Consider the following 24,273-nt stretch of genomic DNA (forward strand, 5'->3'; position numbering starts at 1 on the left):
AGTCCAGTCCTTTCACCATTCATTCAACCGAGAACCGATTTATACAGTTAAGTTTATTCTTTGTCCGACTATCGGCCATGTAGCAGTCAACAGCATTGGTCCGCCCTTGCTTTACTTCAGCCGCAGTAACTTTCCTTCCCCCGCCCCAAGCGGCAACTCAACCCGTCCCAAGACGTCCGGGTTCCAATAGCGCTCTTCGGCTGGATCCCAAGCTACTTCCTCTAACGGAAGGCTGACCTTGGCTGTCTCTCCGCCAAAGTTGGCCAGCACCGCATAACGCAAACCATCTGCTCCCAGCAATTCCATCCCGCGGATGAGACCGCGTGATGATCCCAAGCCTGACAGCACCCGGGCCGAGCGCTCCGCCGCATACCGGGCCGTGTACGAATGCGGTTTGCCGGCTTGCAGCACATAGCCGGTATCCAGTATCGTTTCGTTCGGCTCCAGCGAACATAATCCTTGCCGGAGAGGACCGCAGATCTCATCGGCATACAGCGTGCCCTCCCGTTCTTCGAAGCGCAACGAATGCTTTAATCCGATCTGCCTTTGTCCAGGTCGGTCTACGTACAACCGCTCCGAGCCATACACGGGGATAACGCCAAGACGATCATCGACGTTCAGCCATGACGATTCCATGGCAACCGCATCTTTCGTCGCTCCATAGCCATGCAAGGGATGTACGCCGCCATCGTAATAATAACGGCGATGATTGTCATTGTAGACGTCGTTCGGTATAAGCAACTGAAGCCCCTTTACGGCTTGAACGAATACTCTGCGATCAAGCGCCCGCGCATGCTGCAACACGACCATGCCCGTATCGTCCGGCAGTGCGACGCATACCAGCTGATTGCGCGCGATGTCTTCCCGGTCCTTCCCTTCCGCCATAAGACCTTCCGTATAAACCGTCGTGCTTCCCCATGTGAGGAAGCCGCCTTCGAAGCTTCTCCCCGCATGAGCTTCCAGCCGTTGGCCGCTCACCTTGCCGAGACCGCTTATACGGCCCGCGAGATTCTCTCTCCACTCCGCCATATGACTGGCATCCGGAGGCAGGCACAGACCCTGCGGCTTCTCGGCGGATTCCCACACCCAGGACGCGATCCGGTTCTGGCTTCGGTGCAAATAAGCGCCATGATACTCATCCCGCCATGCGATGACAGGCTCAATCGTCTCACGCGCATTAATCGTCGGCAGTTCAAGAGAGGTCGCCTTGCTGTCGGCAAGCTCTCCCCATGCGGCGCCCATCGACAATACGGCCGCCCGGTCCGACTCCAGCCGCGTGTAGTACAGAGGAGATGTCTCAGCCAGGGCGCCCCCCCGCTTGGACAGAAACGTGCCGTCGCCGTTCACGTCCATTTCTCGCTTGATCGTGTCCAGCCATCCCTGCTCCATCCCGTCGCAAGCATCATCCCCGTATAGATCGCGCGCCATCAGCCACACCGGAACCAGATATTCCTGGCAATACGTATACCGCGCCCGCGTATCGCCGCCGATCCGAATCAACCTTCCGTCGGGAAAGGTACATCCCTTCACGAGCTGCCAGAGCTCCTTGACATGATGGTACAAAGACGCCGGAGCGGCGATGCCCCTGACCTTATACGCGAAGTGAAGCATGGCCGCATTGGACAGACAGATAACCATGTAGCCGATGTTCAAGTAACCATGGTGGTTCAAAGCCATCGACTCGAAAAAATTGGCGCCGACGAATCGTTCAGACACCGGCCTCCCGTCTACAATCTTCTTGCTTTCCGCATCGGATGGAACCGATACCGCATTGATCAGCAGCCCGCTACCCTTCTCTTGGTATAGATCCGCGCGCGGACAATCCGGATACATCATCGCCGTCCTGTGAAGCAGAGCGCCGTTCCATAGATTGCTCTCCGGCTTGTTGCGGCCGTCCTTGTTATACAGCCCGCCTACAATGTCGTAATGATCTACAATCCAATCGCTCTCGGAGATCAGCATCTTGCGTAGCAACGCCTGATCCTCCTCGTTCAGATGATCGGAGATGGCCTCCACGCCGTGCATCATTCGCTCCAATCCAAGTGCGCTGATCCAGGTATGGCCCCACCTTGTACCGTCGGCACAACGATAGCCGCCTTCGACATGGCTTTGCAAGGAGAATCGAAGCAGCCTTAGCGCGGTGTCGAGAATACGTTCGCGAGACATTCCCGCGGCATCCGTGTTCAGTTGCTTCGCCGAAGCCAATACCGCATAGGCGGCAAAAGCCTTTTGGTTCGTCTGCACGCCCCATCCGTTGTCTCCCGTCCCGTAACAGGCGAGATCGGGCCGGTCGGAGCTTGTGTACAGATAAGGCGCCGCACCCTTCAGCCACCTTTCCAGCAGTCTGATATATTCCGTTTTCATTCGCGCGCTCCTTTTATGCATTTGTCGTAAGGTCTCCGCCTGCTTCCAAAAAAATGAGACGGATTCCGTAGAAACCGCCTTTCCCTCCCAACATAATGGAATTTAACGTTGTGCGCTCTCCATGATGCGGTCAATTGCAGCTTGATATTCACGATCCGGCTTCATTTTGATCACATAACCGTGTTTCCCTAGCGAATCGGCAAGGAAGGAGTTGGCTCCCGTCTCCGCATCCACGCTGGCCTTGCCCTTCACGACCCGATAGCCAGCCTCCTCTTCATCTCCAATACAGGCGAGCAGCACCAGCATAGGATCCCAGGAGCTGCGACCGTTCGGCGACCCGTGATCCCGCAGCGCCCGGAAGACCGGGTCCTCCGCAGAGGCGATTGTACCGCCGGTCAAGATGTCGCTGGCCACCTCCCATCCCAGGAACGTAATCGGCGTCGGCCACAGCTTGCAAACCTCATGTCCCGCTCTCCGGGACCTCGCATTTCTGGCAAAGTTGTTCTCGAGGCCATACTTCTCATCCTCCCAATTGCCGGCCATCATCCACAGCTTGCCTACTTTCGTTCTGACAAGTTCCAACCCGGTCAAAGGAGACAAATCATCGCCGGAACTATGTAGCAATCCGGCCAATACTTGCGGATAACCGATCTCTATGATATCGAGCCGATCTTCGGCCTCCGCAAGACATCTTCGGTACATGCGGACTGCGTCCTCGGCATCGTCATTGCTTTTACGGGCATGCGGATATTCGAGCATGTTCTCTTGGTAAGGAGGGTTTCCGCCAAAGTCTTCTGCCTGCCTGTCGAGGCCGAGAGCCAACCCGGGCCTGCCCTCCGCCGTCAGGAAGGCGTCCAGCGAAGCGACGGAATGCAGCATGCAGGCGTTAAGGCCGATAGCCGCGATTCTGACCAAACGCTCTCTCTCCGCCCAGAGCAGCACGCGCATCGCCACGACGTCGTCGCAATCCGTCCACCAGTCCGTGCCTGCCATTATCGTTCTGTTCATTCTTGCATCCTCCTCAACAATAGAATCCAATCCCCGCTTCCCGGCGCCTGAAGGCGGACCTCGGCTGCAGAGTCGCATATGCCCTCTCTTGTCCATTCACCTTTCGAAGGATGGAACCAAACCGCCTCATAACGACCCGCTTCGAGAAGGAGAGATACTTCCGGAATCACCGTCGCGGCATCCGCTTGCTCGTCGGTATAGACGCCACCGAAGCCATGCGGGGAATGACCTTCGTACACGGTGGGGTTCGCCAAATATACCAATAGCGAACGTCCGTCGGCGATCCGCATCGCCTTGTACAACAACGGCATAGAGCCCGCCATGCCGTCATCGGGAACGGCTCCGGCCAGGTCGAAGCCCGATTCTCGGAAGAAACGGTGAATATGAATAAAATCATGCGCTCCCTGCTTCAACTTTCCGTCGCGACACGCATCGTAATAACCGTACATGCCGGCAAGTTCGCCGTCGAAAGGACGGAACGCATGCAGTCCGCCGTAGGTGGCGTGACCTCCCGACAGCAGGCTGCTCCACATTAATCTGCGGAAATAGTATCGGGGATGCACCGGCGCCTTCCAGTGTTCGTACCGATCCTCGTCAAGCACGACGGGACGCTCGCCGATAGAACGGTAACGCCTAATGAGTTCACCTGTTACTTGCCCGAGATCCTCCACCGTAATGATGTCCGACCAGCTCTCTCCAACAAACGAATATCCGCCGAACCGGCTCTGATGATTCGTCAGCAGCGTCCCCCATGGCTCCAGACGGGCAAGCTCCATGGCGATGAGCCGAATGCTTGCCCGGAGCCTCGAAGCGATATCCGTACGCTGATCGCCTTCCCGCTCGGCGGCCGCTTCTCCGTTCTCCAGCACCAAATCGTTGGAGATGCACCATTGTACCGCCGGATACGCGGAGAAACGGGCAACGGCATAGCGTAGCGCCAGCGAGATGGAAGGATCCCCCTCCGCGAAGCGAAGCACCGCTTCCTCATCCTCGCCGAAAGGAATCAACTGGAGCTGAAGATGGGGATAATGGCTGTGCGCGTAGGCGATGCGCCTGTCCATCTCCTGCCAGTAAGACAGATTGAGACGTGAGCGGTCGCTCTGGAACAACGCTCCGATATCGCTGCGCCCCTGACAGAACCATACGCGTATCTTCGTGAAACCCGCTGCAGCCGCCTGATCCAGGTACTCTCGCCAATAGGGCTCCGTATCGGCGACATAGCGGTAACCCGTATCGCCGATATGCAGGAAAGGCTCGCCGTTGTTGTAAGTAAACTGCCTGGAGTCGGCGGGATGGAGACGCAATTTGCCGGGCAGCACGGAAGGCTCTACAAGAAATTCGCCTACGTGCCCTTCCAGCGCCTCGTGATTGCTTCGAAGCCGCCAAGACCACAAGCCCTCTTGTCCGCAATAGGCTCTGACCTTGTAGACCCGGCCGCCGTCGTAGAAGCCCTCCGCCAAGGCCATGCTTCCATCCGGCCTTGCGAACTCCGCTTGAAGCCGGATATCCGTGAAAGGATTCCCGAGAGCTCCCGGGACGGAAACCTTAATCTCATGCAAGCCGTGCATTAACGCAATGGGAATGCCGGATGAATAAGGTATTGAAGATGGTTGGCTCATCGTATGTCCGCCCCAACGCCGATCAGCCCTTTAGCGAGCCGATCATGACGCCTTTCACGAAGTATTTCTGAATAAACGGATACACGCACAGGATCGGAACCGTCGCCACGACGATCAAAGCATACTTCAGTACGGCTGCGGCATGCGCGTTCGCAACCTGCAGCTCCGGATCGATAATCATCGTCAGATCGACCTGGTTCATAATGAGAATTTCCCGCAATATAATTTGCAGCGGATATAGATCCCGATCATTCAGGTAGATCAGCCCGTTGAAGTATGCATTCCAGTGTCCAACGGCCGAGAACAAAGCAATGACGGCAATTACGGCTTTGGACAACGGAAGAACAAAGGAGAAAAAGAAGCGAACGTCGCTGCAACCGTCCACCTTGGCCGCTTCGAGCAGCTCGGTAGGCAGCGTGGATTGAATAAAGGTTCTGGCAATGATCATATTGTAGACGGACAAGGCTCCGGGCAGCACCATCACCCAAATCGTGTTCAAGAGGCTCAGATCCTTCATGAGAATGTAGAACGGAATAAGGCCGCCGCTGAAAAACATCGTAAACGTAAACAGGAACATAAAGAAGTTCCGGCCTCTGAGCTTCGGTCTGGACAACGCATAAGCGCAAGTCATGACCAGCGTTACGTTAATGAAGGTGCCTAGCACGGTATAGAGCAGCGTATTCAAATATGCGCCCCATATATCCTTGTTGCGGAAGACAGCCTCATACCCTTCCAGACTGAAATCCACCGGCCAGAGCAGCACCTTCCCCGAAGACACGGCATTGCCCGACGAGAAGGAGGCTGACAGAATAAACACCAGCGGATAAGTTACCGCGAGCAGAATGAATGCGAGTATGACGCCGGATATCCAGTAATAAATTTTGTCCGATGCGGGAGAGGAGACCCGCTTCAATGTGGAGTCGTTCTTCATGGCCAACTCTCTCCTTTACCATAGACTCGTATTGCTGATCTTCTTCGCGGCGAAATTGACGACTATAAGCAGCACAAAGTTGATCAGCGAGTTAAACAGGCCGATCGCGGTCGCGAAGGAGAAGTCTCCCGTGCCGATCGTGAGACCTACCTTGTATACATACGTCGAAATGACTTCGCTGCTGACCAGGTTGAGGTCGTTCTGCATGAGGAATACCTTCTCGAACCCTACATCCATCAAGTTGCCGGCCGCCAGAATAAGCATGATGGTCGCCGTTGGCAGAATGGACGGGAAGTCGATATGGCGCACTCTCTGCAAGCGCGTCGCGCCGTCGATTTGCGCGGCTTCGTGCAAGTGCTCGTCAACCGAGGACAAAGCCGCGATATAGATAATGCTGCTCCAGCCCAAGCCCTGCCAGATGCCCGACCAGACGTACAGATGCTGGAACGAATCCGGATTGGCGAATACGTCCGGCATCAGGGTGTCCGTCAGCAGCGTAAAGATGCCTCCGAACGCACCCGTCCTGGGATTAAACAGCTGTATGAGCATACCCACGATGACGACCGTCGAAATAAAGTGCGGCATATAGGATACGGATTGCACGATTTTTTTGAACTTGTGCCCGGTAAACGAATTAAGAATCAAGGCGAATAGTATGGGCAACGGAAACCCTATAATCAGACTGTAGAAGGCGAGGGAAATCGTATTCCACAGGATTCGTTCGAATTGATAGGAATCGAAAAATCGCTTGAAATTATCAAGTCCCGTCCAGTCGCTGCCCCAGATGCCGGCCGTAAAATCGTATTCCTTGAACGCTAGCTGAATGCCCGCCATGGGCACGTAAGAGAAAATAATGATAAAAATGACGGAAGGCACAAGAAACAGATACATTTGCCAATCCGGTAATAACGCTTTATTCCGGTTCCCCCGTTTCATAGCCCTCAATCCCCCTCTGCACGCCATCATTGGCGGCCCATCAGATCGTTGTCGTCTGCCGGGCCGCCGTAATTACCCGCGCTTTATCATTCCATGAGGCTTATTTCGTGCGATCATATGCGGATTGGGCGACAGCCACGTAATCCTCGAGCCCCATCTTGTTCAATTCGGAAATATAGCTGTCCCATTGCGAGAAGGGACGATTGCCCGTAATAAACGCAACCGCGCTTGTATTGACATAATCGTCGATGGCTGTCTTGCTATTGGCGATTTGCTTCAGTTCGTCGGGCGTGTAGCTCAGCTTGGATATGACCTCCGACGGGAATGTGGACGCGTAGCCCTCTGCATACAACGGCTGCCAATTCGGCGCGGCCTTGGGATCACGTTCCCCTTTCTTGATCGCCGAAGCAGACTTGCCGAGCAACGGCGAACGATAAGCCGGAGCCGCATCGTTCCAATGTTTATTCTGCGGATTGTTCCAGATGCCGGGATTCAATACGGCGATCTGGGCGGCAATGCCTTCGGATGCCTCGAAGTCGCCTTCGTATTCCGACGTCACCGCCGGATCATTGCTCCAATCGACGCCCTTCTCTCCATAACGGCTTACAATGGACATCTCCGGATCCAGCAAGAAGTCGCCAACCTTGAACGCGAGCTCGGGATCTTTGGCGTCTTTCGTAATAAACCACAATTGCGTCGGCAATGTCGGGCTGTGCGGAGTGCCGATCACTCCGCCCGGTCCCTTGACGGGAGGAAGCAGAGTCATCTTATTCTCCAGCTCTGGACCGAATGCACTGTAGCTGCCCGAGCTCACGACGCCCGCCATACCGCCTTGCACGTTGATCAACGCTTTCATTTGCGTCTCGTCTTGCGTGAAGGACAATGAAGAGAAGATTCCTTCCTGAACGAGCTTATGCATGTATTCGAGACCTTGTTTCCACTCCGGCTGAGTGAAGGCCGGAATAATCGCACCGTCTTTGACTGCCAGATATCCTTTGCCCGGATCTGCATAGACAAACGCATTCATGAGATAAACAATCGGATTCTGTGCCCATCCGTTAACGGAACCAATGATGCCGACTTCGTCCTTCTTGCCGTTGTCGTTAGGATCCTTCTCGGTAAAAGCTTTCAGTACTTCTAAAAGCTCATCCGTCGTCGTCGGCATGTCCAGATTCACCTTATCCAGCCACTCCGAATTAATCCATGTGCGATGTGCGCCTTCGTTCCATTGGAACGGATTATAACGCGGGAGGGAGTAAACGTTTCCATCCGCAAGCTTCATGCTGTTGAACACGAACTCCTTCTCCGGAATGTTGTTGAAATTCACGGCCAGATCGGGATTATTCAAATAATCGTCCTGCTTAAGGAAGATGCCTTTGCTTGCGTAGTCGTATACCGTCGATTCATTTAAATACATATTGATGACGTCAGGCAAGGTTTCGCCGGAGGAAACCATCAGCGACAGCTTCGTCAGCGCTTCGTCCTGCTTGTTCGGCAAGACGATAAAATCGAGATTGACGTTCAGCTCTTCTTCGATCAGCTTCGTGTAATGATTGGTTTCGTAATCCTCGATGTTCGGATTCGTCTGCACGGCAACTTTGATCGTAGGACGGCTGTCGCCTGCATTGCCGGGACCATTGCTCCCCGCGTTCGTTCCCTCATTTCCTTCATTGCCCGATGAGCACGCCGACAGCAGCGCTCCCGTCATGCTCATGACGAGCAGGGCGGTCAACATTCTTTTTTTCGTGATCCGTTTCTCTGTTTTCAAACCCTTCATCCTCCCTTATTCGTTTTTGAATCGCTTACATGGCTATTGTAGACGCGGAACGGAGTGCCGCGTCCACAGCCATTCCTCTATTCCACTGTCAAGTCGTCGGATTCCGCTCCTTGCACTTCGCCACGTCGCTGTCAATCGGTATGATTCCGGCGATTTTCCCGCCAAACCGTAGGCGAAACGACGTGTTTTTTTGCAAATGCGCGATAGAAAGTGTTCTCGCTTCCGAAGCCGCACAACTTCCATATCTTGCTGTTGGAATAGTCCGTCTCCGTCAATAATCGTTCCGCTTGGCCAATTCGAATCTCTTCAATGTATTTGCCCAGGCTTTTTCCGGTCTGTTCCTTCACGAAGGAAAACACGTATTTCTCGGAGATGAACAGTTCTTCGGCAATGCTGCTCGCGGACAACACGGGATTGGCATACTGCTCCTCGATATATTTCATAATGTCCGATCTCAGCTTGTCGTTGTTGCTCCTCTTGCTGCTTAATACAACATCGCACAGTTGCAGCGAGACTTGCTTTAATTCCAGGCACAACTTAATGACGTCGCCAGTCTGATCATAATCCGGCACGGATACCGGGTGCTCGTCTCCACCGTTCTTCTTGGCCGAGATGACCTTGCAGGCGTTATGGACGCTTTGCCGGAATGAGAAGAAAATTTGCAGTTGCTCCTGCTCATCCAAGGATTGGGCGGAGATCAGCTTGATACTGCCGGCGAAAATTTGCGATACGATGGCTTTCTCTCCCGCGATAAGCGCGTCGTACAGCTTCAGAGCGATGGCAATATCGAACGATTGTTTCTCGGCGTCCTCGGCCGGCGGCTCGTAGACATGCACGCCGCCGGATACATCGTTGTCGTTAATGCTCAACGCGTACATCGCTTGTTGGTAAGCTCTCTTCGCATGATCCAGGTCCGACGCTAGAGAGCTTAATCCCATATTGATCGTGACCGGCACGGGCGCCTTGGCGCTGATGGTTCGGACAAGCTCCGTCAGCCGCGTTTTCAGCCCCTGGATGCGCGAATCGTCCTGGCGGTCCAGGAACAGGACGAACACGGTTTCGTCAGAATGGAAGTTCAAAGGCACCATGTCCCGGACGGCAATGTTTCGGAACGCCTTTTCGATATCCAGACCGATGTTGTAGCCAACCTTCTGACTCGCCTCCGCGGAATCTTCCAACCGATGACTGACCTTCACGACGAAATAGCAGTCGAACAGATCGCCGAAGTAACCTTCCACCTCTTCCCTCTCTCTAGCGGTGTAGACCCCCAGTATGAGCAAATGCTTCAAGACGGAATATTGAATGGAGTCGTTAAGCGCCCGAATTCGGTGAAGCTGTTCCTCGTTAACCGTATTCATTTCCTGGAAGGCGTTGTTGATGTATTTGTACTCATTTCCTATTCTCGTTCGTGCATGGGAGGACTTCGACTTCGACGCCGCCTCGAGCAGTTTCTTCAGCCACAACGTTTCCTTCATAGAGAACGCCAGCAGCAGCAAAATAATAATGACGATTCCCCCGATAACATACAGCATAACAAGCTCCAGTAAGGAATTGACGTTCTGCTCCATCGCATGCTGTGGAATACCGATTACCGCCTTCATGCCCAGCAAATCGTTGGAATAGGTGATGGCCGTATATTTATTCTGACCAATCGTGATTTCATCCAGGTTCCGTATATCCCGGGGCAACTCCTCGCCGTTATCATTATGAGACAGAATGACGTGATTATCATTGTCCGTTATATACGCGACGTGATCGTCCAACTGATCCTCGTACAGCAGCTTGTTCAAAATATCCCGCTTGTCGAAGTCGACGGCAAGCACGCTCTGCTGCTCGAACGCTGTAAAGTAGGAATTATTTAGCAGCATCGTAATGCCATCAAAGTATTCGCGGCTGTAATAAGAGGAGAATACCTGCTTTGCAGGCATAATCTGTACATTATAATGCTCCGCGAACAAAAGCTCGCGCCACTCTTCTACGGTAATGTCCTCGTAGTTGTAATACCGCTCGTATACATTCTCGTAGTCATCCGATGAAAGATGGTTAGAGATAAAGAGGGGATTGTTCTTGAACACGACGTATACGTTTGTGAACATATCCTGCGTCAAGGACAAACTCTTCAGCTTTGTGTGCAATTGATTAATATCCACGTAATATTCGCTAGCAGGCGGTCCCTTCAAAAAAAACAACCGCTTGAACGAGTCTTCCTGCCTCAACAGGTTCGTGATTTCATGCGCTCGTAACACCTGCAATTCCAGCGTGTCCAGCCCTTCCTGCAATTTTGCGTTGCTTTTGTCGACAGTGAGTTGCTTCGCCAAACCGTACGATTTAAAATACAGCGGCGCGATCATTAAAATCAGCACGGCGAATATCAATACATATTTAATGAGACGTTTCAGAAAAATAACAACCGTTCTATTTGTTTTAAATGTTTCCCCTAACATGACACCAGGCCCCTTTTCACATCATTTCATCCTCTATGGTCAATCATACCTTCCCGAGCGGTATACGTCGAAAAGCATTGTCTAATCTGAAACCGCTTACAAATTTTAGTGTACCGGAAGTACCCATTCACTTAAACCTGCATACGCTAATGCTCCTGTCATGAGGTACGACTCGTCGCCCCCCATTTTCTCCAACCACTGTCGCCCAGTAAGAATGCGGCAACTCTTGGCGCTCTCATTATAGAAAAAGTGACAGTCGGGGACAAATCAAGGTCCCGAACTGCCACGATTAGGCACTATCATATTCTCCCCGAGCCGTCCGATAATAAAACATGGCTGCCCCGTCTTACAGTAATAAACGATATTCAGTCCGAACAGCTCGACATACGAAAGCTTGAAGAAATTATCTCTTAATTTTCATGTTTTTCACAGATCATAATCATATCCGAATTAAACGGATGCATTTCTACAATGCTCGAACGTTTTTCATCATGGCAGGATACGACGGGCAGCAATCGATTCCGGGAGGATAACTCGAACATTTCGATTCGGTAGTCCGATAGATCCACATTTAATACAATTCTCATATTTGCGGGCGAATAGATGACGATGCGTTGTTCGTATGCATCGCTGGCTACGCATACCTCATCTGTCTCTTTGAATAACAAGTCGTTTCTTGGCGTAAGCTCATGCATGTTATACAGCTCGAATAACCATTTCGCATAAGCTACATCCCATGCTCCCGGGAAGCGAAGCGCCGTTTGGAAATCGAACGGCATACCCCATAAAGATTCGCTTGTAAATAAATCGCCGTTACGATGCCAGGACCATAGTCCGTGCGCGCCATAGGTAACCCCCGCCTTTGCCCCGCCAAGCAGACTTTGCCACGTTGCCTTTCTTACATGGAACGGATCCACCCTGCCATGCTCCTTAAAGAACCCAATGGATTCATAACACGGTTCTCCATTGACAACAGGACGTCTCACCGCCAGCGAGTTATAATATTCGGCATCCTTTTGGGGTTTGGCATGCGGCGAATGACCGGATTGATACATATAAAAATCCAGGTTTTTATCCTTCACCGTAACGGAATCAAGCTGGGCGCCCGGCTTGGGATGATAGGTCGTCAGAGCCTCCGGATTATGCGCCTTGATCTTCGCAAGCGCGTATTGATAGGTTGCCGTAGAGCGTTCAGTAAAATCGGTATCGCCGCTAATGAGATAAACGGGATGATACGGATCGAAATAATGCAGGACGCGATCCAGATAACGCTCCAACTCGGACTGCGGCATAACCATCGCAGGATTTTGGTTTGAAGCCCATGTATCGTCTACAAATGAACACCATAATACGACCAGGGACGGTATAAAACCTTTTTGGGCGGCTAATGCAATCATTTGCGCTGCACGTTCAAAATAAGCGATAACAGGCCGGTTGAAATTCCAGGTTCCATCCCCATTGATCTCATAAGGGTTAAAACCGCCTTTGGTGGGAGACATATCGTTTATGATTGGCAGAATACTGATTTGAACGGCATTAAAGCCTTGCATCTTCCTGTAATCCAGATAATATTCCCACTCTTCCATCTCGGCGTTGTGAAATACATTCCAGACGGTATCGGCCAGATAGAAGAAGGGTTTTCCGTTTTCATCCTCAAAAAAATCTTTATTGCTGGAAATTCGAATGGCCGTCATCCTGATTGCTCCTTTTCCATTGAAAACTTGTCTCAAATTATTTGAAAAAATGAATGACCTCATGCTTTCGCGCGCTCTCATAAGTCGCAAAAACAAGCTGCAACGTTTGTATATTATCCTCTGCCCCGGTTTGGAAAGGGATATTTTGCTGCAGACAGTCTATGAAATGCTGCTGTAATCTAACATGGCTCCGGTCATGATCCAAACGGGTGCCTTTATATAGTACAGATTCTACGCCTCTTTGATCAATCAGTGAAATATCGCCGTTCATGTACAGCTTCAGCGTCGCCAGATCACCCTCAATAATCAATTGCTCCCGGTGCTCCGCCTGCACTGCGTCGCCCGGAACGGACGCAAGTTCACGCCGCGTAGCCCAGCTCATGTCGAGCACGACATAATAATCGTCGTATCCCAGCGTTACGATCCCGGAATCCTCGCCCGCAATATACGGGCTGATCCGCTTCGTTTCGGCGTACAGTCTTTGAGGATTGCCGAAGAAAAAACGAATGGTATCAAACCAATGCGCGCCCATTTCCAAAAATAGAAGACGGGGCATTTCCCGAAAAAAAGGTTGGGGCAGCAATGCCCCCGGGCTCATTCTAGGCGTGTAGTAATCGGTATGAATATATCTTGCGACATGAATGTTGCCAAGCTTCTTTTCATTCAACAGTTTTTTAATGATTTGGTTGGGCTGCAGCCATCGCCAATTTTCCGTTATCATCATCCTGACGCCATAATGCCGGGTCAGATCTGTCATTTGTTTGGCTTCTTCCAATGATAGCGCAAAGGGCTTTTGACACATGATATGTTTGCCGGCTTTGGCTATTTTTTCGACAAGCTCAGCATGCGTCTCCGGTCCCGTTACGATATCCACGATGTCGATATCCGCTTGTTCCAAAAATTCATCGATTTGGTTATAGCAAGCGGCGTGCGGAATGCCGAACTGCTCCGCCCGCAGCGCCATCTTTTCCTTCGATCGATTGCACAAAGCTTGAATTTGTACATTTTCTATTGCACCCCAAGCGTTCAAGTGATGCTCCGACCAATAGCCGGTCCCTATTAATCCAACCTTCCACATGGAACGTTCACGCCCCTTTATCGAGCTAATTTCTCAGGGTGAAGCATCACATCGATTTGTTCGCGCACGCTGGCGGGCTCGAATAACGTTTCCCAACCTTCCTTCAACCAATATCGCCGGCCGTATTCCATGGCAACCTTGCAAGCATCGGAGAAGGGATTGCCCGCTTCTCCGAATACAATCGCAAGCTCGATATTCAAATGACCCAGCATAAAATCCCTGGCAGCCTCGTAAGGGACGCCTCTGGTTACCGCCTCGTCCATCACCTGCTTCAAGAAGCTGGCCGCTGCGGCGCCAATCGTTTCGGCCATGGTCGGCTCCAGTATAGCCATTTGCTCGACAGTTATCCGATGCGTGCGCATGACGGGCGCATACATGGCTTGCACCACCTCTTCGCCGACCGCAAAGTGCTCCTCCGGTCCTTGCATCAAGGCGCATACAACGGCTTGCTTCGCTGCTACTCCGCCGAAAAAGTCTTTTCTTGCTTCACGCGTTGTTTCTTCCGAAAAAAGAGGCGGATGACACGGGTGCGCAACAAAGTAGGTCACATCCTCCCGCTCCGGCAAATGACCCATATAGGCTGCCGCAGGATCCAGCACGATAAGCATGGCGCCGGACTTCATGGAAGACACGACGGATGCGGCCACTTTGCCGATCATAACATCGGGAATCGCAAGAATAACGATATCGGATTGCTTTACGGCTTCATCTTGCGCGGTAATCATCAAACCCTTTTCCTTCAGGCTTTCAATCCCTTGCCCGCTCACTTCGACGTATTTCGTTTCATACGACGAATGCATGAGGTTGTTCGTGAGACGTCCCCCCATTTTGCCGCCCGCGCCAATTAATGAGATGGTTTGCATAGTTGCATTCTCCTTATAAATAGTTATCGTGCAGCTTCTCGCACTTCCGCAAAAAAGTTTTCCTTCCCTACCTGACCGCCTTTAAGTACAAATTGAATGTGCTCAAACCGCTCATCAACGGAATAGCCTTTGCATAACGGTCCTCCCGGAGCGACAGGTATGACAGCCTCCAGCGCATAGATGCCTAATTGTCTCGTCACAAATCCCGATGTGTCTCCGCCTGCAATAACGAATCTCCGCAGACCGCTTCGCTCGATAATTTCTTTGGTTAACAGGCCAAGCTGTTCCCCTAACAAACGCCCTGAATCGGCTGCTTGATAGCCCATCGTCAATAATCGGCTCTGGATTCGCCCGATACTTGCGTCCTCGGGTCCTAATGCAGTGTACAGAAGCGGACTAAGGCCCGATTGGATAATCGTTATCGTCTGATCCACTAATTGCCTTCTCAACTTGTCCGCCTCTCCCGGCATGATCAGGCGCTCCGCCGGAATGGCGATTCCTTTAAATCCGTTGGATAATGCATACCTTATTTGCCCTGCCGTTACCGGCGAACAACTGCCAGATACGACTAGGATTTGATTAACCGCTTCTACCGGGACCAACGAATCGTTGGCCGGATCACTGATTCCCTTCTCGTTCCAATGCATGACCAAGCCATATTCAACACCCGATGAGCCTACTACCCAACGATTTCCTTGCTCCGATGCTCCTTCCCAAATTAACCGCCCGGCAGCTTTCAGACGCTCATCGTCCAGCACGTCGAACAATACGATATCGGCATGTTTTTCCAATCTGCTTGCAAGTCTCTTTTGCACTTGCTCCGGCGAACCGGATAGATCATGGATATCCATATTTATGATGCTTTTGTTCGTTTGCTTGGCCAGATGGAGACATAAATCCGCTTCGTCCATTGGCGTAACGGGATGTCTCGACATCGTGGGATGACGATCCAGGCGAAAGGTTTTTTCACCGACTGTAGCAAAGTGATGACCGAATAAAGTATATCGCTTAAGAACCGGCGCACCGACAAGCAGGGGCACGTAGCCCTTTTGCTTATCCGTACAAGGAACAAATTCCATCCCCATATCGATGACATGGCCTATGCTGCCGACGGTAGTCGAGGAATCGAACGTAGAACACATTTTGTAATGCACGATATGCGACGGAATACGGGCAAGCTCCTCCAACAATGGCTTTAACTCCTCATCCATCTGCTTAATTCCCATTGCACGGCTTACGCCGGCCAAGCCGATCGCTTTGACATCTTTGAATTTATTTTGCAGCAGCTCCCGCGAAGGCGGCTCCAGGAACAAAACCGTCTTGATGCCGTTAAACGCAAGCGCCTCCATGGCATCCGTAGAACCGGTGAAGTCATCGCCGTAAAAGGATAGCAAAAGCTTGGGCATATCGTTCACTCGCATTCCTACTCCTTTCGATTGGCGGTTCTTCCGAACATTTCAAGCGCGCGTTTGAGTTCAATATGGTCCGCAGCGTATGCCTCGGCCGTTATGCCTTGAACGGCTGCCTCCCAGGCTTGCTTCATGCTTGCCACACCGCTGGCAGGTCCGTCCGGATGCGCCATAATACCGCCGCCTGCTACATTTAACAGGTCGATAGTACGTACTTTTTGATAGGTCGGCTCGGCAGTCAGGGCGGATTGCCCCGATGACAGCACGGGCATCATCTCATACCCGCCATACAAAGGCGTGCGTATCGCTTCGATGGATCGCAGAACGGAGTAGTTGCTCTCATAGAATTTGCTGTTAAACGCATTAACGTGCAGATGATCGGCTCCGGCCAATCGGCAAAGCTTCTGGTACACCGTAAATTCCATGCCAAGCAGCGGACATCGCGTCATCATCCCCCACTGGTTGCGATGTCCGTGAATAGGCAGCTCGCTGAACGTATTCAAGTATGCCAGCCCGCTTAGTCCTATACTTTGAATGCTGACCATCACGCAAGTGCCTCCGGCCTTTGCCACCAAGTCATGATTGCGCCGAAGTTCATCCATATCGCCGGTGATATTAAAGGCAAACATCGTCCTCTTGCCCGTTATTTGAGCAGCGCGATCGATTTCTTCCATGACGACGCGTACCCGATCCTCCAACGTTGCAAACAAGGGACTCGCGTTTAACTCATCGTCCTTGATGAAATCCAATCCCGCCATGGCCAATTCCCGAACCGTCAATCGCAGCTCCTCTACCGTTAATCCAATGCTAGGTTTAATGATGGTCCCGATAATAGGGCGATCGTACACTCCGGTTAATTCCCTAGTCCCTTTTGTTCCGAACTTCGGTCCTTGATACCGGGATGAGAAAGGCAACGGAAGCTCGACATCCATGAGCCGAATACCCGAGAATTCATGCAATTCGTATAAATTCCCGGCAACAGTCGCCATCAGATTGGGGATCGATGGTCCCACATTAGGATAGGGGAAATCCAATACAATCTCGCAGCGATAGTATTCGCCATTATGATCGGGAGGCAGCTTAACTCCGGGAAGCGAGGGCGAAGAAACGGTCTCTACTACCCTAACGCTTCTAATGAGGGCGGCGCTTCTGTCCTTCACGTCATCAGTTTCGCCGGGGACGGCTACGAAGGTTCCGGTCGATTGTTCTCCGGCAATAATCGTTGCCGCATAATCGGGATCGTATGGCGTTTCAACCAAATAAGCAGCGCGGATATAGGATTGAGTCATGGTTAAACCTCTTTCTTAAGAAGGTTGAAAATAAAAGGTCAGGAACTGATAGGGCTCAAGCGTTGTTGCAACAGGATTCCGATCGTTGTTAGCGGTACGGATTTCCATGTTTACTCTTTCGTTGGTTAAATTGGCCGCAAATACAAGAGTCGTTGTTTCATTGGGCTTGATACCAAGCGCCGCTACTCGTTGACTAACGCCTTTTACCTCGACGACTTCAGCATTTGGATAAAGCATGAGCGTTTGCATAGCTTTAAATAAATCCGTATCCGGATGGTCCTCTAATCCGATTTCTCCAGAAAGATTGTAATAGCAAATGCCTTTCAGAAGGGAGAGATCCTCTTGGCATAAACTTGCAATGCTGCCGATTGTCCAAGCTGCTCCAAACGAAGTATGCTGCCTTTCGTCCATTTGCTGATGAATGGCGAGCTCGCTGCCGCCGTCCGTCGCATTCGGGTTTATGCGGGGCAACAAAGTTACGGGACCCAAGTACAGATCCTTTCCGCATTTTTTAATGGCATCCTTTACGGTAACAGGCTGGGCATGAAGCGTCTCCATAAGAGAACGGTCGTCAAACGCATGAACCTGAGGATTGATGGAATAGACAGTAAAGTCCATCCATTGCAGCGGCATTTCGGCGCGATTATGCTCCGCGTAATAAGCCCGTGTCCCTCCACCGATCGCAATACGGTTTAAGCTCGGATACTGCCGGGATGACAAAGCCGCCTTCAGCTCCAGCAAGCTGGATTCCGCGCTTATCATCGCCCCGTTGCAAAAAGGAATAATGCGCCTCACCTTCATTGCTTCGCTGCCGATATACGCGGCAAACGCTTCCAACTGGCTCGGCTCGTCATACAGCAATTCGATTTCGATGCCGCATTCGGCGTTTAAGCCCGACACCCGCTTTTGAACATAGGCCAGTTGATCGTACCAATCGTTTCTAGATAGGCTGATTAAAGCTCTCAAATAAGATGGAGTAAGCGACAACCGCGTTTTCTCCGTGGCAGCCACGCTTCGTCCATCTCCGGTTAACATGGCCGGAGCATCGATCATAACCCCGAGATCCGGCATGTTTCGAATGACCCTAGAGGTCACGACCAAAGGAACGATGCCGGATTCATCCTTTCTCCGCTCGCCCGTTATGTGATCGGTCTGCTTCAGATGGTTGACCTGCACCGTAATGGATTGATAAATGCTGTCTCCCGCCTTCATTTCAACAGGGAAGGGCCATTCCAGGGGAGTGCAGTAGGTTTTAAACGATGCATCCGTCCAGTTCCTTTGATCCTCCATTTCGAATAAATCACCCTCAAACCGCATATCGACTTGCAGATACGGTTTGGGGGCATATGTAAGCTTCTCTATGTTCTTATAGGGCTGATGAGGTGAAATCGCCAATGGAAACCGACCTTGCAACGTTTGATTTGTTGTTTCCACTTCCAGCGGAAGGCCCGCCAGCTCCATGGGATGCAAAACGCAGAATCCGATTCTATTCTTCAAAAAGGTTGATTTCGCCGTACCATCAAATTCAAATTGCAAGCCGTGCGGAGACAACTGAATGTTGCCCTGCCACGCAAACTGGATATCCCCCTGCTTATGCTCGCAGAGGAAAGAGAGGCGCACCATGTCATCGAATTCCTTCATTGCAATATCGGAGATGGCCGGCTCCACGGTTCCCCAGTTCGGATCACGGACGGCCGCATATATGCCCCTAACGATTTCAACACCGTCATAGGAGATCGTCCGAATTCCGCCACCTTGAAATTCCATCTCCAAGCTTCCTTGTTTCAGAATAAGCGGCATTATCCTACCACTCCGTCTCAAGATTATTATCCCTTCACGGCGCCAAGCATGATGCCCTTCACGAAAAATCGTTGGAGAAACGGATACACGACAACGATCGGCAAAGTGACCAGCATCGTAATCGTCATTTGTACTGATTGGGGTGTCATCACCCGCACTTGGCCGTTTCTCGTCAATTCCTCACCCGTCATGCCGGCAATCGAATTCGTTTGGCTCAGGAAGTTGTAAAGCAGCAGCTGCAGCGTTTGAAGCTTCGGATTGGATACCAGGAAAAAGTTGTCGAACCAGGTATTCCACTGGCCAACCGCCGCAAACACCGCAATGGTCGCAATAATCGGCATAGATAAAGGAAAGACGATATGGGTAAAAATTTTAAAGTAACCCGCTCCGTCGATTTTGGCCGATTCTTCCAGCGAAGGCGGCATTTGCTCCATAAACGTCTTGATTAAAATAATATAAAAGCCGATCAACGCGGTTGGCAGGATGTACAGCAGGAAATTATTTTGCAGACCGTACGCCTTCATGGTCAAATACCATGGAATAAAACCCGCATTAAAGTACATCGTTACCAACACGAAACGGTAGATAAGCTTGCGGAAAGGCATTTCGCGCTTCGTTATCAAATAGGCAAAAAATGCGCTGCAAAGCACGGTAATAACGGTGCCGAGCACGGTACGGGAAACGGAAACGATAGCGGAGTCCCAAATGCCCTTCAGTCGAAAAGATGCTTTGTAGCTTTCAAGCGAAAATCCGGCCGGCCATAAAAAGACGCCTTTTTGCGCTTCGAAGGAATCGCTGATGGAATAGATAAAAATGTAATAAAACGGATATACGGTCACGACAAGCAGCAATAGCAGCAACATATAATTGACGGCGTCGAAAACCATATCCGATAGCTTTTTCTGTTTCATGATCATTCGTAGTCCCTCCCAGATCGTCCGCCGGCGCTAGACAATGCTCTCTCCTCTAATTTTCTTCGACAAACCGTTTACGAGAAACAGCAGAATAATGCTAATGACGGATTTAAACATGCCCACCGCGGTTGAATACGGGTAGTCGTTCAATACAAGTCCGAGCCGATACACATACAGATCCAATACCTCGATTTTGTCGGCTACCATGACGTTGTTAAACACCAGGTATTGCTCGAAGCCGGCCGACAACAGGTTGCTAACCGCCAGTAGCTGAAGCACGATAAAGGTAGGCATTATGCTTGGCACCGTAATATGCCATATGGTTTTGAACCTTCCCGCTCCGTCCACTTTCGCCGCGTCGTAAAGCTCGCTGTCGATGCTGACGATCGCCGCAAGATAAATAATGGCGTTCCAGCCGATCGTCTTCCATAGCAGGATCAGGGTCTGCGTCAACCATACATGTTCGGAATTGCCCAATACGTTAAGCGGCGCGTCAATAAACCCAAGCCGCATCAGAATCGTGTTGATCGCCCCTTCGGAGCTGAACATGCTGAATGCGAGCGAATAAATGATGACCCAGCTAATGTAGTGCGGAAGCGTCGAAGTCGTCTGAAAAATCCGCTTGAACCGATTGCTTTTCACTTCCGAGATCATAACGGCGAGCAGCAGCGGCACAGGAGCGCAAAGCAGCGCCAGAAAGCTGAGAGCCAGCGTATTGGCCAGCACTCTGACCATATTCCGGTCCGTCAGCATCTCTTTAAAATGCTCAAACCCGACAAATTCGGTTTTACTTAACGGGATGCCCGGACGGTAATCAAAAAACGAGTATACCCAGCCGAACAAGGGAACGTAATGAAAGGCAAATGCCAGAATAATAAAAGGAATGGCCATACCCAGCAATATCATTCCTTCTTTGCGAATGCGAGGGCGATTCTTCTTGGGGATCGCCGGTTCTGGATGGTAGGATAGCTCCACGTTATTTCTCTCCTTATGGGTCATGATGATTTCCTGATGAGGTTGTACAGGAAGCGTACTGTTATCATAAGCGCTTATAAGATCGGACTGAATGAACAATCTAACGAATCCGTTGAATATTATTAGGAATGGCCTATGCATCCGGATCGGTTATGAATCTACTTGAACAATTTACAGATTCGAAGTCGGAGTCGTTTTTTCGCAAAAAAAAAGACATAGGGCAGCCGTTCGCCCCATGTCCTTCTCTCAAGCATTCATTAGTTATTCAACTTCGCAGGCAATGCATCGTTGACTTTGCGTCTTTCCGCATAATCGCTTGTATAGAAATCCGTAAATTTCTGAACGCCGTTTGCTTCGAAATCTTTGAGCGCGCTCTCTTTCAGCTTGGCAAACTCCTCGTCCGTTTTGGCCAAAATCAATTTGGCCGCATGACGGGAGGCTAGCTCCTTCAATTGCGCCTCCACCTTCAACAAATCTTCGGGAATGGCGGGCAAACCAACTTTGCCTTCGTTGATCCGTTGTTCCGGCGTCTGTGCTTTGATTACGGTATTGCTGTCAACCAGTTTCCCTTCGGCTATGAGCTTCCCAAGCACGTCGCCCGGATGAGCCCCGCCGTAATAGTCGCTGAAGTCTTTTTCCAACGCGCTCATCCCTTTGGCCAGCGCTTCGGAAGCCGAGAAGAGATCGAGCGGGTATTCCGAATCGGGATCAAGCACCGCGCCGCCAAGGCCGATCAGATTAAGATCAAGACCGATACCGGTCTTTTCCCATTCGGCACCGCCCGCGTTTTTAAGCGCAAAGGTTTCGTCATTAATTTGCGGCTTGCCGTCCACATCGTCCCAATGCACGCCTTCGACTCCGCTGTACATCGTTCTGGCTCCTTCATAGGAATACAGATAGTTCAGGAACTCCATCGCTTTCTCCGGATGCTTCGAGCTTTTGGAGATGGTGTAGCTTTTCCCTGTCCAGCCCAGCGGATTGGCGCCGCCGCTCCACGCGCGTTTGCCTGTAGGCAACACCATATACCCTTTGCCGTCCTTCGCGTATTTCGAATTGAAATCGCCCATCGCCCATGTTGCCGGTCCAATGACGATTTGACCGGCCGTTGCTTTCGCCAAATAGTCGTTATGCTTCATGGTAAGCGCATCCGGATCGAGCAGCCCTCGGCGATTGGCTTTGTTGTAGAAATCCATCGCGACCCAGAAAGTAGAATCTTCCTCGGTCAAAATATTGCGATATTGCGTTTCATCCAGGCTTCTGGCCATCAAATCGCTATTGTTCGTAGCTTGCGTCGTATACCATACGAATGGGAAGATGTACGGCCACAATCCCCAATCCTGCCACATGGAAACGCCATACGTTTTTTTGCCGTCCTCGGTTTCCGGGTGTTTTGCAACGATTTGCTCCAGCACGTCCAGCAATTCGTCAGGCGTGTTGAATGCCGGCGCGCCGATTTCCTTGTAGTAGTCCCAACGGATGGTTGGACCAATCGTAAGCGGCGGATAAACCGGGCTGGGATCCGATTGAATTTGCGGAGGCAGGAAGTAGACCTGGTTTCTGCCCTCGCTCCAATTCTTCCGGCTGTAATCGACTACGGTTGGCACGTTTTGCATAATATCCTTGCCGTACTTCTCGAGCAGCTCATCCATAGGAATAATGAGATCCCCTTCGATTAGCTGTTTGCCGTGTTTAGCCGGCTCGGCCCTTACGATGTCGGGAAGATCTCCTCCGGCGAGCAAAACGCTGAATTTGCTGTCGTCGGATTCGACGTATTCGATCTTAACGCCAACCTTTTTGGCGATTTCCTCCGCAACGGCGGTGTCCGGATACGTGTTCCACTTTGTCCCTGTTTCAATAACAAGAAGTCTGAGCGTCACTAATTCCTCTTCTTTAACCGTACTCCCCGGCGCATTGGTTTCATCTGGGCTATTGCCGTTGCTATTGTTGGTATTGCCCGAGCATGCAGCCAGAAGCATAGACATGCCGAGTATAACAGCTATCGCCGATTTGGCGGCCCCCCGTTTTTTCATGTTGTATCCTCCTCGTATTATTAAATCTCGTTTCCCTATGATCATACTGGTTTGACGCATAAGGATACACGCAGATAATGTAGATTCTATTGAATAATCTACAGAACATGTTTTCCCCGATTGAACAATTTTGTCGCAGGCTTGAACAATTTCCGTTTCAGCCGCAACGTTAACCGACAATGCCTGTACGTTCGATGCTTTCTACGAAAAAACGTTGCACGAACAGGTACATAATAATCAGCGGCAGGATCGCGAGCATCAACCCCGTGCCGACGAGCATGGAATGATAGAACGGATCATTGGCTTCATCATAGCCGAGTCCCATGCCTTGCGTCACGTATACGCCAACCTCGGAGCTAAGGCTGAGGAGTTCATTGGACAATATTTGCATGCCCGGCAAGTAGCTGGCGACAAAAAACGTGTCGTTCCATTGCCAGACGAAGCTGAACAACGCTACGGTAACGATCGCCGGGACGGCGCTAGGAATAATAATTCTCGCAAAGGTTTGAAAGACGCTCGCTCCATCCACTAAGGCCGCCTCTTCCAGGTCCTTCGGCATGTTCATGAAAAACTGTCGGAAAATGTAGATATACAGACCGGACTTTAAGCCGTTGGCCGTTATGCCCGTTAAAATAAACGGCCAATACGTGTTTAACAGGTTGAACCCTTTCTCCGCACCGAACCATTGCATGATTCCTAAAAGATCAAAGTTTTGAAACGTCAAATACATCGGCAGGATGATCGTTTGCGGCGGGATCAAGATCGTGGCCACAACGCCGGCAAAGAGCAAGTTGCTCCATTTGGATTGCCATTTTGCAAATCCGAATCCTGCCAGGGCGCAAGCAACAATCTGCAGGATCATCGTTACGCCGGAAAGGGCGAACGTATTAAAGAGCGTCTGCCAATAATCCAACACTTCAATGACATGCGTTATATTATCCAACGTAAATTTTTCGGGCACTAACAAGACGACGGGATTATAAATATCGTCTTTATGTTTAATGGCGGTTATCGCTTTTAACAAAATGGGATAGATGACGACAAAAATTAAGCCGGTCAGAAGAACACCGCGGGTTATCGACCATGCCGTGTTTTTGACCTTCGCTGCTATCGCTTGCGAATTCATGCATCCACCTCCCTAT

Annotated in this window: 17 protein-coding genes; all 17 read right to left on the minus strand. The window is 51.1% G+C overall.

All coding sequences use genetic code 11. The features are described from left to right. Window positions 1–111: 111 nt before the first annotated feature. Entirely contained in the window at window positions 112–2,364 is a 2,253-nt protein-coding gene (locus H7F31_RS31750) for a hypothetical protein (protein WP_187102098.1), read from the minus strand. Window positions 2,365–2,466: 102 nt separating this feature from the next. Continuing rightward, window positions 2,467–3,372, minus strand: a complete 906-nt coding sequence (locus tag H7F31_RS31755) for a nucleoside hydrolase (RefSeq protein WP_187102099.1) — start codon at window positions 3,370–3,372, stop codon at window positions 2,467–2,469. Continuing rightward, a complete protein-coding gene (locus tag H7F31_RS31760) occupies window positions 3,369–4,991 on the minus strand; it encodes a glycoside hydrolase family 140 protein (protein ID WP_187102100.1) in 1,623 nt (540 codons plus the stop codon). Before H7F31_RS31760 ends, H7F31_RS31755 begins: the two co-directional genes overlap by 4 nt. Window positions 4,992–5,013: 22 nt before the next feature. Next, window positions 5,014–5,922, minus strand: coding sequence for a carbohydrate ABC transporter permease (locus tag H7F31_RS31765; RefSeq protein WP_187102101.1), 909 nt, complete (start codon window positions 5,920–5,922; stop codon window positions 5,014–5,016). 15 nt (window positions 5,923–5,937) lie between these two features. Further along, window positions 5,938–6,858, minus strand: coding sequence for an ABC transporter permease (locus H7F31_RS31770; protein WP_187102102.1), 921 nt, complete (start codon window positions 6,856–6,858; stop codon window positions 5,938–5,940). Between the two features lie 100 nt (window positions 6,859–6,958). Further along, window positions 6,959–8,626, minus strand: coding sequence for a type 2 periplasmic-binding domain-containing protein (locus tag H7F31_RS31775; protein WP_187102103.1), 1,668 nt, complete (start codon window positions 8,624–8,626; stop codon window positions 6,959–6,961). A gap of 140 nt (window positions 8,627–8,766) precedes the next feature. Beyond that, window positions 8,767–11,079: a helix-turn-helix domain-containing protein gene (locus H7F31_RS31780; RefSeq protein ID WP_187102104.1), complete on the minus strand. Its 2,313-nt coding sequence runs from the start codon at window positions 11,077–11,079 to the stop codon at window positions 8,767–8,769. A 410-nt stretch (window positions 11,080–11,489) separates the two neighbouring features. Continuing rightward, window positions 11,490–12,773, minus strand: coding sequence for a glycoside hydrolase family 140 protein (locus tag H7F31_RS31785; protein ID WP_187102105.1), 1,284 nt, complete (start codon window positions 12,771–12,773; stop codon window positions 11,490–11,492). 37 nt (window positions 12,774–12,810) lie between these two features. Next, on the minus strand, window positions 12,811–13,851 hold the full coding sequence (locus H7F31_RS31790) for a Gfo/Idh/MocA family protein (protein WP_187102106.1): 1,041 nt from the start codon (window positions 13,849–13,851) through the stop codon (window positions 12,811–12,813). Window positions 13,852–13,868: 17 nt separating this feature from the next. Beyond that, window positions 13,869–14,714 carry a phosphogluconate dehydrogenase C-terminal domain-containing protein gene (locus tag H7F31_RS31795; RefSeq protein ID WP_187102107.1) on the minus strand — a complete coding sequence of 282 codons (846 nt, stop codon included), beginning with the start codon at window positions 14,712–14,714 and terminating at the stop codon, window positions 13,869–13,871. Between the two features lie 23 nt (window positions 14,715–14,737). Further along, window positions 14,738–16,120 carry a four-carbon acid sugar kinase family protein gene (locus H7F31_RS31800; RefSeq protein WP_397374780.1) on the minus strand — a complete coding sequence of 461 codons (1,383 nt, stop codon included), beginning with the start codon at window positions 16,118–16,120 and terminating at the stop codon, window positions 14,738–14,740. A 17-nt stretch (window positions 16,121–16,137) separates the two neighbouring features. Next, a complete protein-coding gene (locus H7F31_RS31805) occupies window positions 16,138–17,412 on the minus strand; it encodes a ribulose-bisphosphate carboxylase large subunit family protein (protein WP_187102109.1) in 1,275 nt (424 codons plus the stop codon). Window positions 17,413–17,427: 15 nt separating this feature from the next. Next, on the minus strand, window positions 17,428–19,179 hold the full coding sequence (locus tag H7F31_RS31810; protein WP_187102110.1) for a D-apionate lactonase family protein: 1,752 nt from the start codon (window positions 19,177–19,179) through the stop codon (window positions 17,428–17,430). A gap of 59 nt (window positions 19,180–19,238) precedes the next feature. After that, a complete protein-coding gene (locus H7F31_RS31815) occupies window positions 19,239–20,129 on the minus strand; it encodes a carbohydrate ABC transporter permease (protein WP_222622731.1) in 891 nt (296 codons plus the stop codon). Between the two features lie 30 nt (window positions 20,130–20,159). Beyond that, entirely contained in the window at window positions 20,160–21,101 is a 942-nt protein-coding gene (locus tag H7F31_RS31820) for an ABC transporter permease (RefSeq protein WP_261800209.1), read from the minus strand. 257 nt (window positions 21,102–21,358) lie between these two features. After that, window positions 21,359–23,131, minus strand: coding sequence for an extracellular solute-binding protein (locus tag H7F31_RS31825; RefSeq protein ID WP_187102111.1), 1,773 nt, complete (start codon window positions 23,129–23,131; stop codon window positions 21,359–21,361). A 169-nt stretch (window positions 23,132–23,300) separates the two neighbouring features. Next, window positions 23,301–24,257, minus strand: coding sequence for a carbohydrate ABC transporter permease (locus tag H7F31_RS31830; RefSeq protein WP_187102112.1), 957 nt, complete (start codon window positions 24,255–24,257; stop codon window positions 23,301–23,303). Window positions 24,258–24,273: the final 16 nt, after the last annotated feature.

The sequence above is a fragment of the Paenibacillus sp. PAMC21692 genome, from assembly GCF_014303795.1.
GTDB lineage: Bacteria > Bacillota > Bacilli > Paenibacillales > Paenibacillaceae > Pristimantibacillus > Pristimantibacillus agaridevorans.

Excerpts from the sequence above, each read along its gene's own strand:
- H7F31_RS31785 (WP_187102105.1), bottom strand. The coding sequence starts at position 12,773 with ATGACGGCCATTCGAATTTCCAGCAATAAAGATTTTTTTGAGGATGAA.
- H7F31_RS31760 (WP_187102100.1), bottom strand. The coding sequence starts at position 4,991 with ATGAGCCAACCATCTTCAATACCTTATTCATCCGGCATTCCCATTGCG.
- H7F31_RS31795 (WP_187102107.1), bottom strand. The coding sequence starts at position 14,714 with ATGCAAACCATCTCATTAATTGGCGCGGGCGGCAAAATGGGGGGACGT.
- H7F31_RS31825 (WP_187102111.1), bottom strand. The coding sequence starts at position 23,131 with ATGAAAAAACGGGGGGCCGCCAAATCGGCGATAGCTGTTATACTCGGC.
- H7F31_RS31770 (WP_187102102.1), bottom strand. The coding sequence starts at position 6,858 with ATGAAACGGGGGAACCGGAATAAAGCGTTATTACCGGATTGGCAAATG.
- H7F31_RS31780 (WP_187102104.1), bottom strand. The coding sequence starts at position 11,079 with ATGTTAGGGGAAACATTTAAAACAAATAGAACGGTTGTTATTTTTCTG.
- H7F31_RS31755 (WP_187102099.1), bottom strand. The coding sequence starts at position 3,372 with ATGAACAGAACGATAATGGCAGGCACGGACTGGTGGACGGATTGCGAC.
- H7F31_RS31750 (WP_187102098.1), bottom strand. The coding sequence starts at position 2,364 with ATGAAAACGGAATATATCAGACTGCTGGAAAGGTGGCTGAAGGGTGCG.
- H7F31_RS31830 (WP_187102112.1), bottom strand. The coding sequence starts at position 24,257 with ATGAATTCGCAAGCGATAGCAGCGAAGGTCAAAAACACGGCATGGTCG.
- H7F31_RS31815 (WP_222622731.1), bottom strand. The coding sequence starts at position 20,129 with ATGATCATGAAACAGAAAAAGCTATCGGATATGGTTTTCGACGCCGTC.
- H7F31_RS31810 (WP_187102110.1), bottom strand. The coding sequence starts at position 19,179 with ATGGAATTTCAAGGTGGCGGAATTCGGACGATCTCCTATGACGGTGTT.
- H7F31_RS31800 (WP_397374780.1), bottom strand. The coding sequence starts at position 16,120 with ATGCCCAAGCTTTTGCTATCCTTTTACGGCGATGACTTCACCGGTTCT.
- H7F31_RS31765 (WP_187102101.1), bottom strand. The coding sequence starts at position 5,922 with ATGAAGAACGACTCCACATTGAAGCGGGTCTCCTCTCCCGCATCGGAC.
- H7F31_RS31790 (WP_187102106.1), bottom strand. The coding sequence starts at position 13,851 with ATGTGGAAGGTTGGATTAATAGGGACCGGCTATTGGTCGGAGCATCAC.
- H7F31_RS31805 (WP_187102109.1), bottom strand. The coding sequence starts at position 17,412 with ATGACTCAATCCTATATCCGCGCTGCTTATTTGGTTGAAACGCCATAC.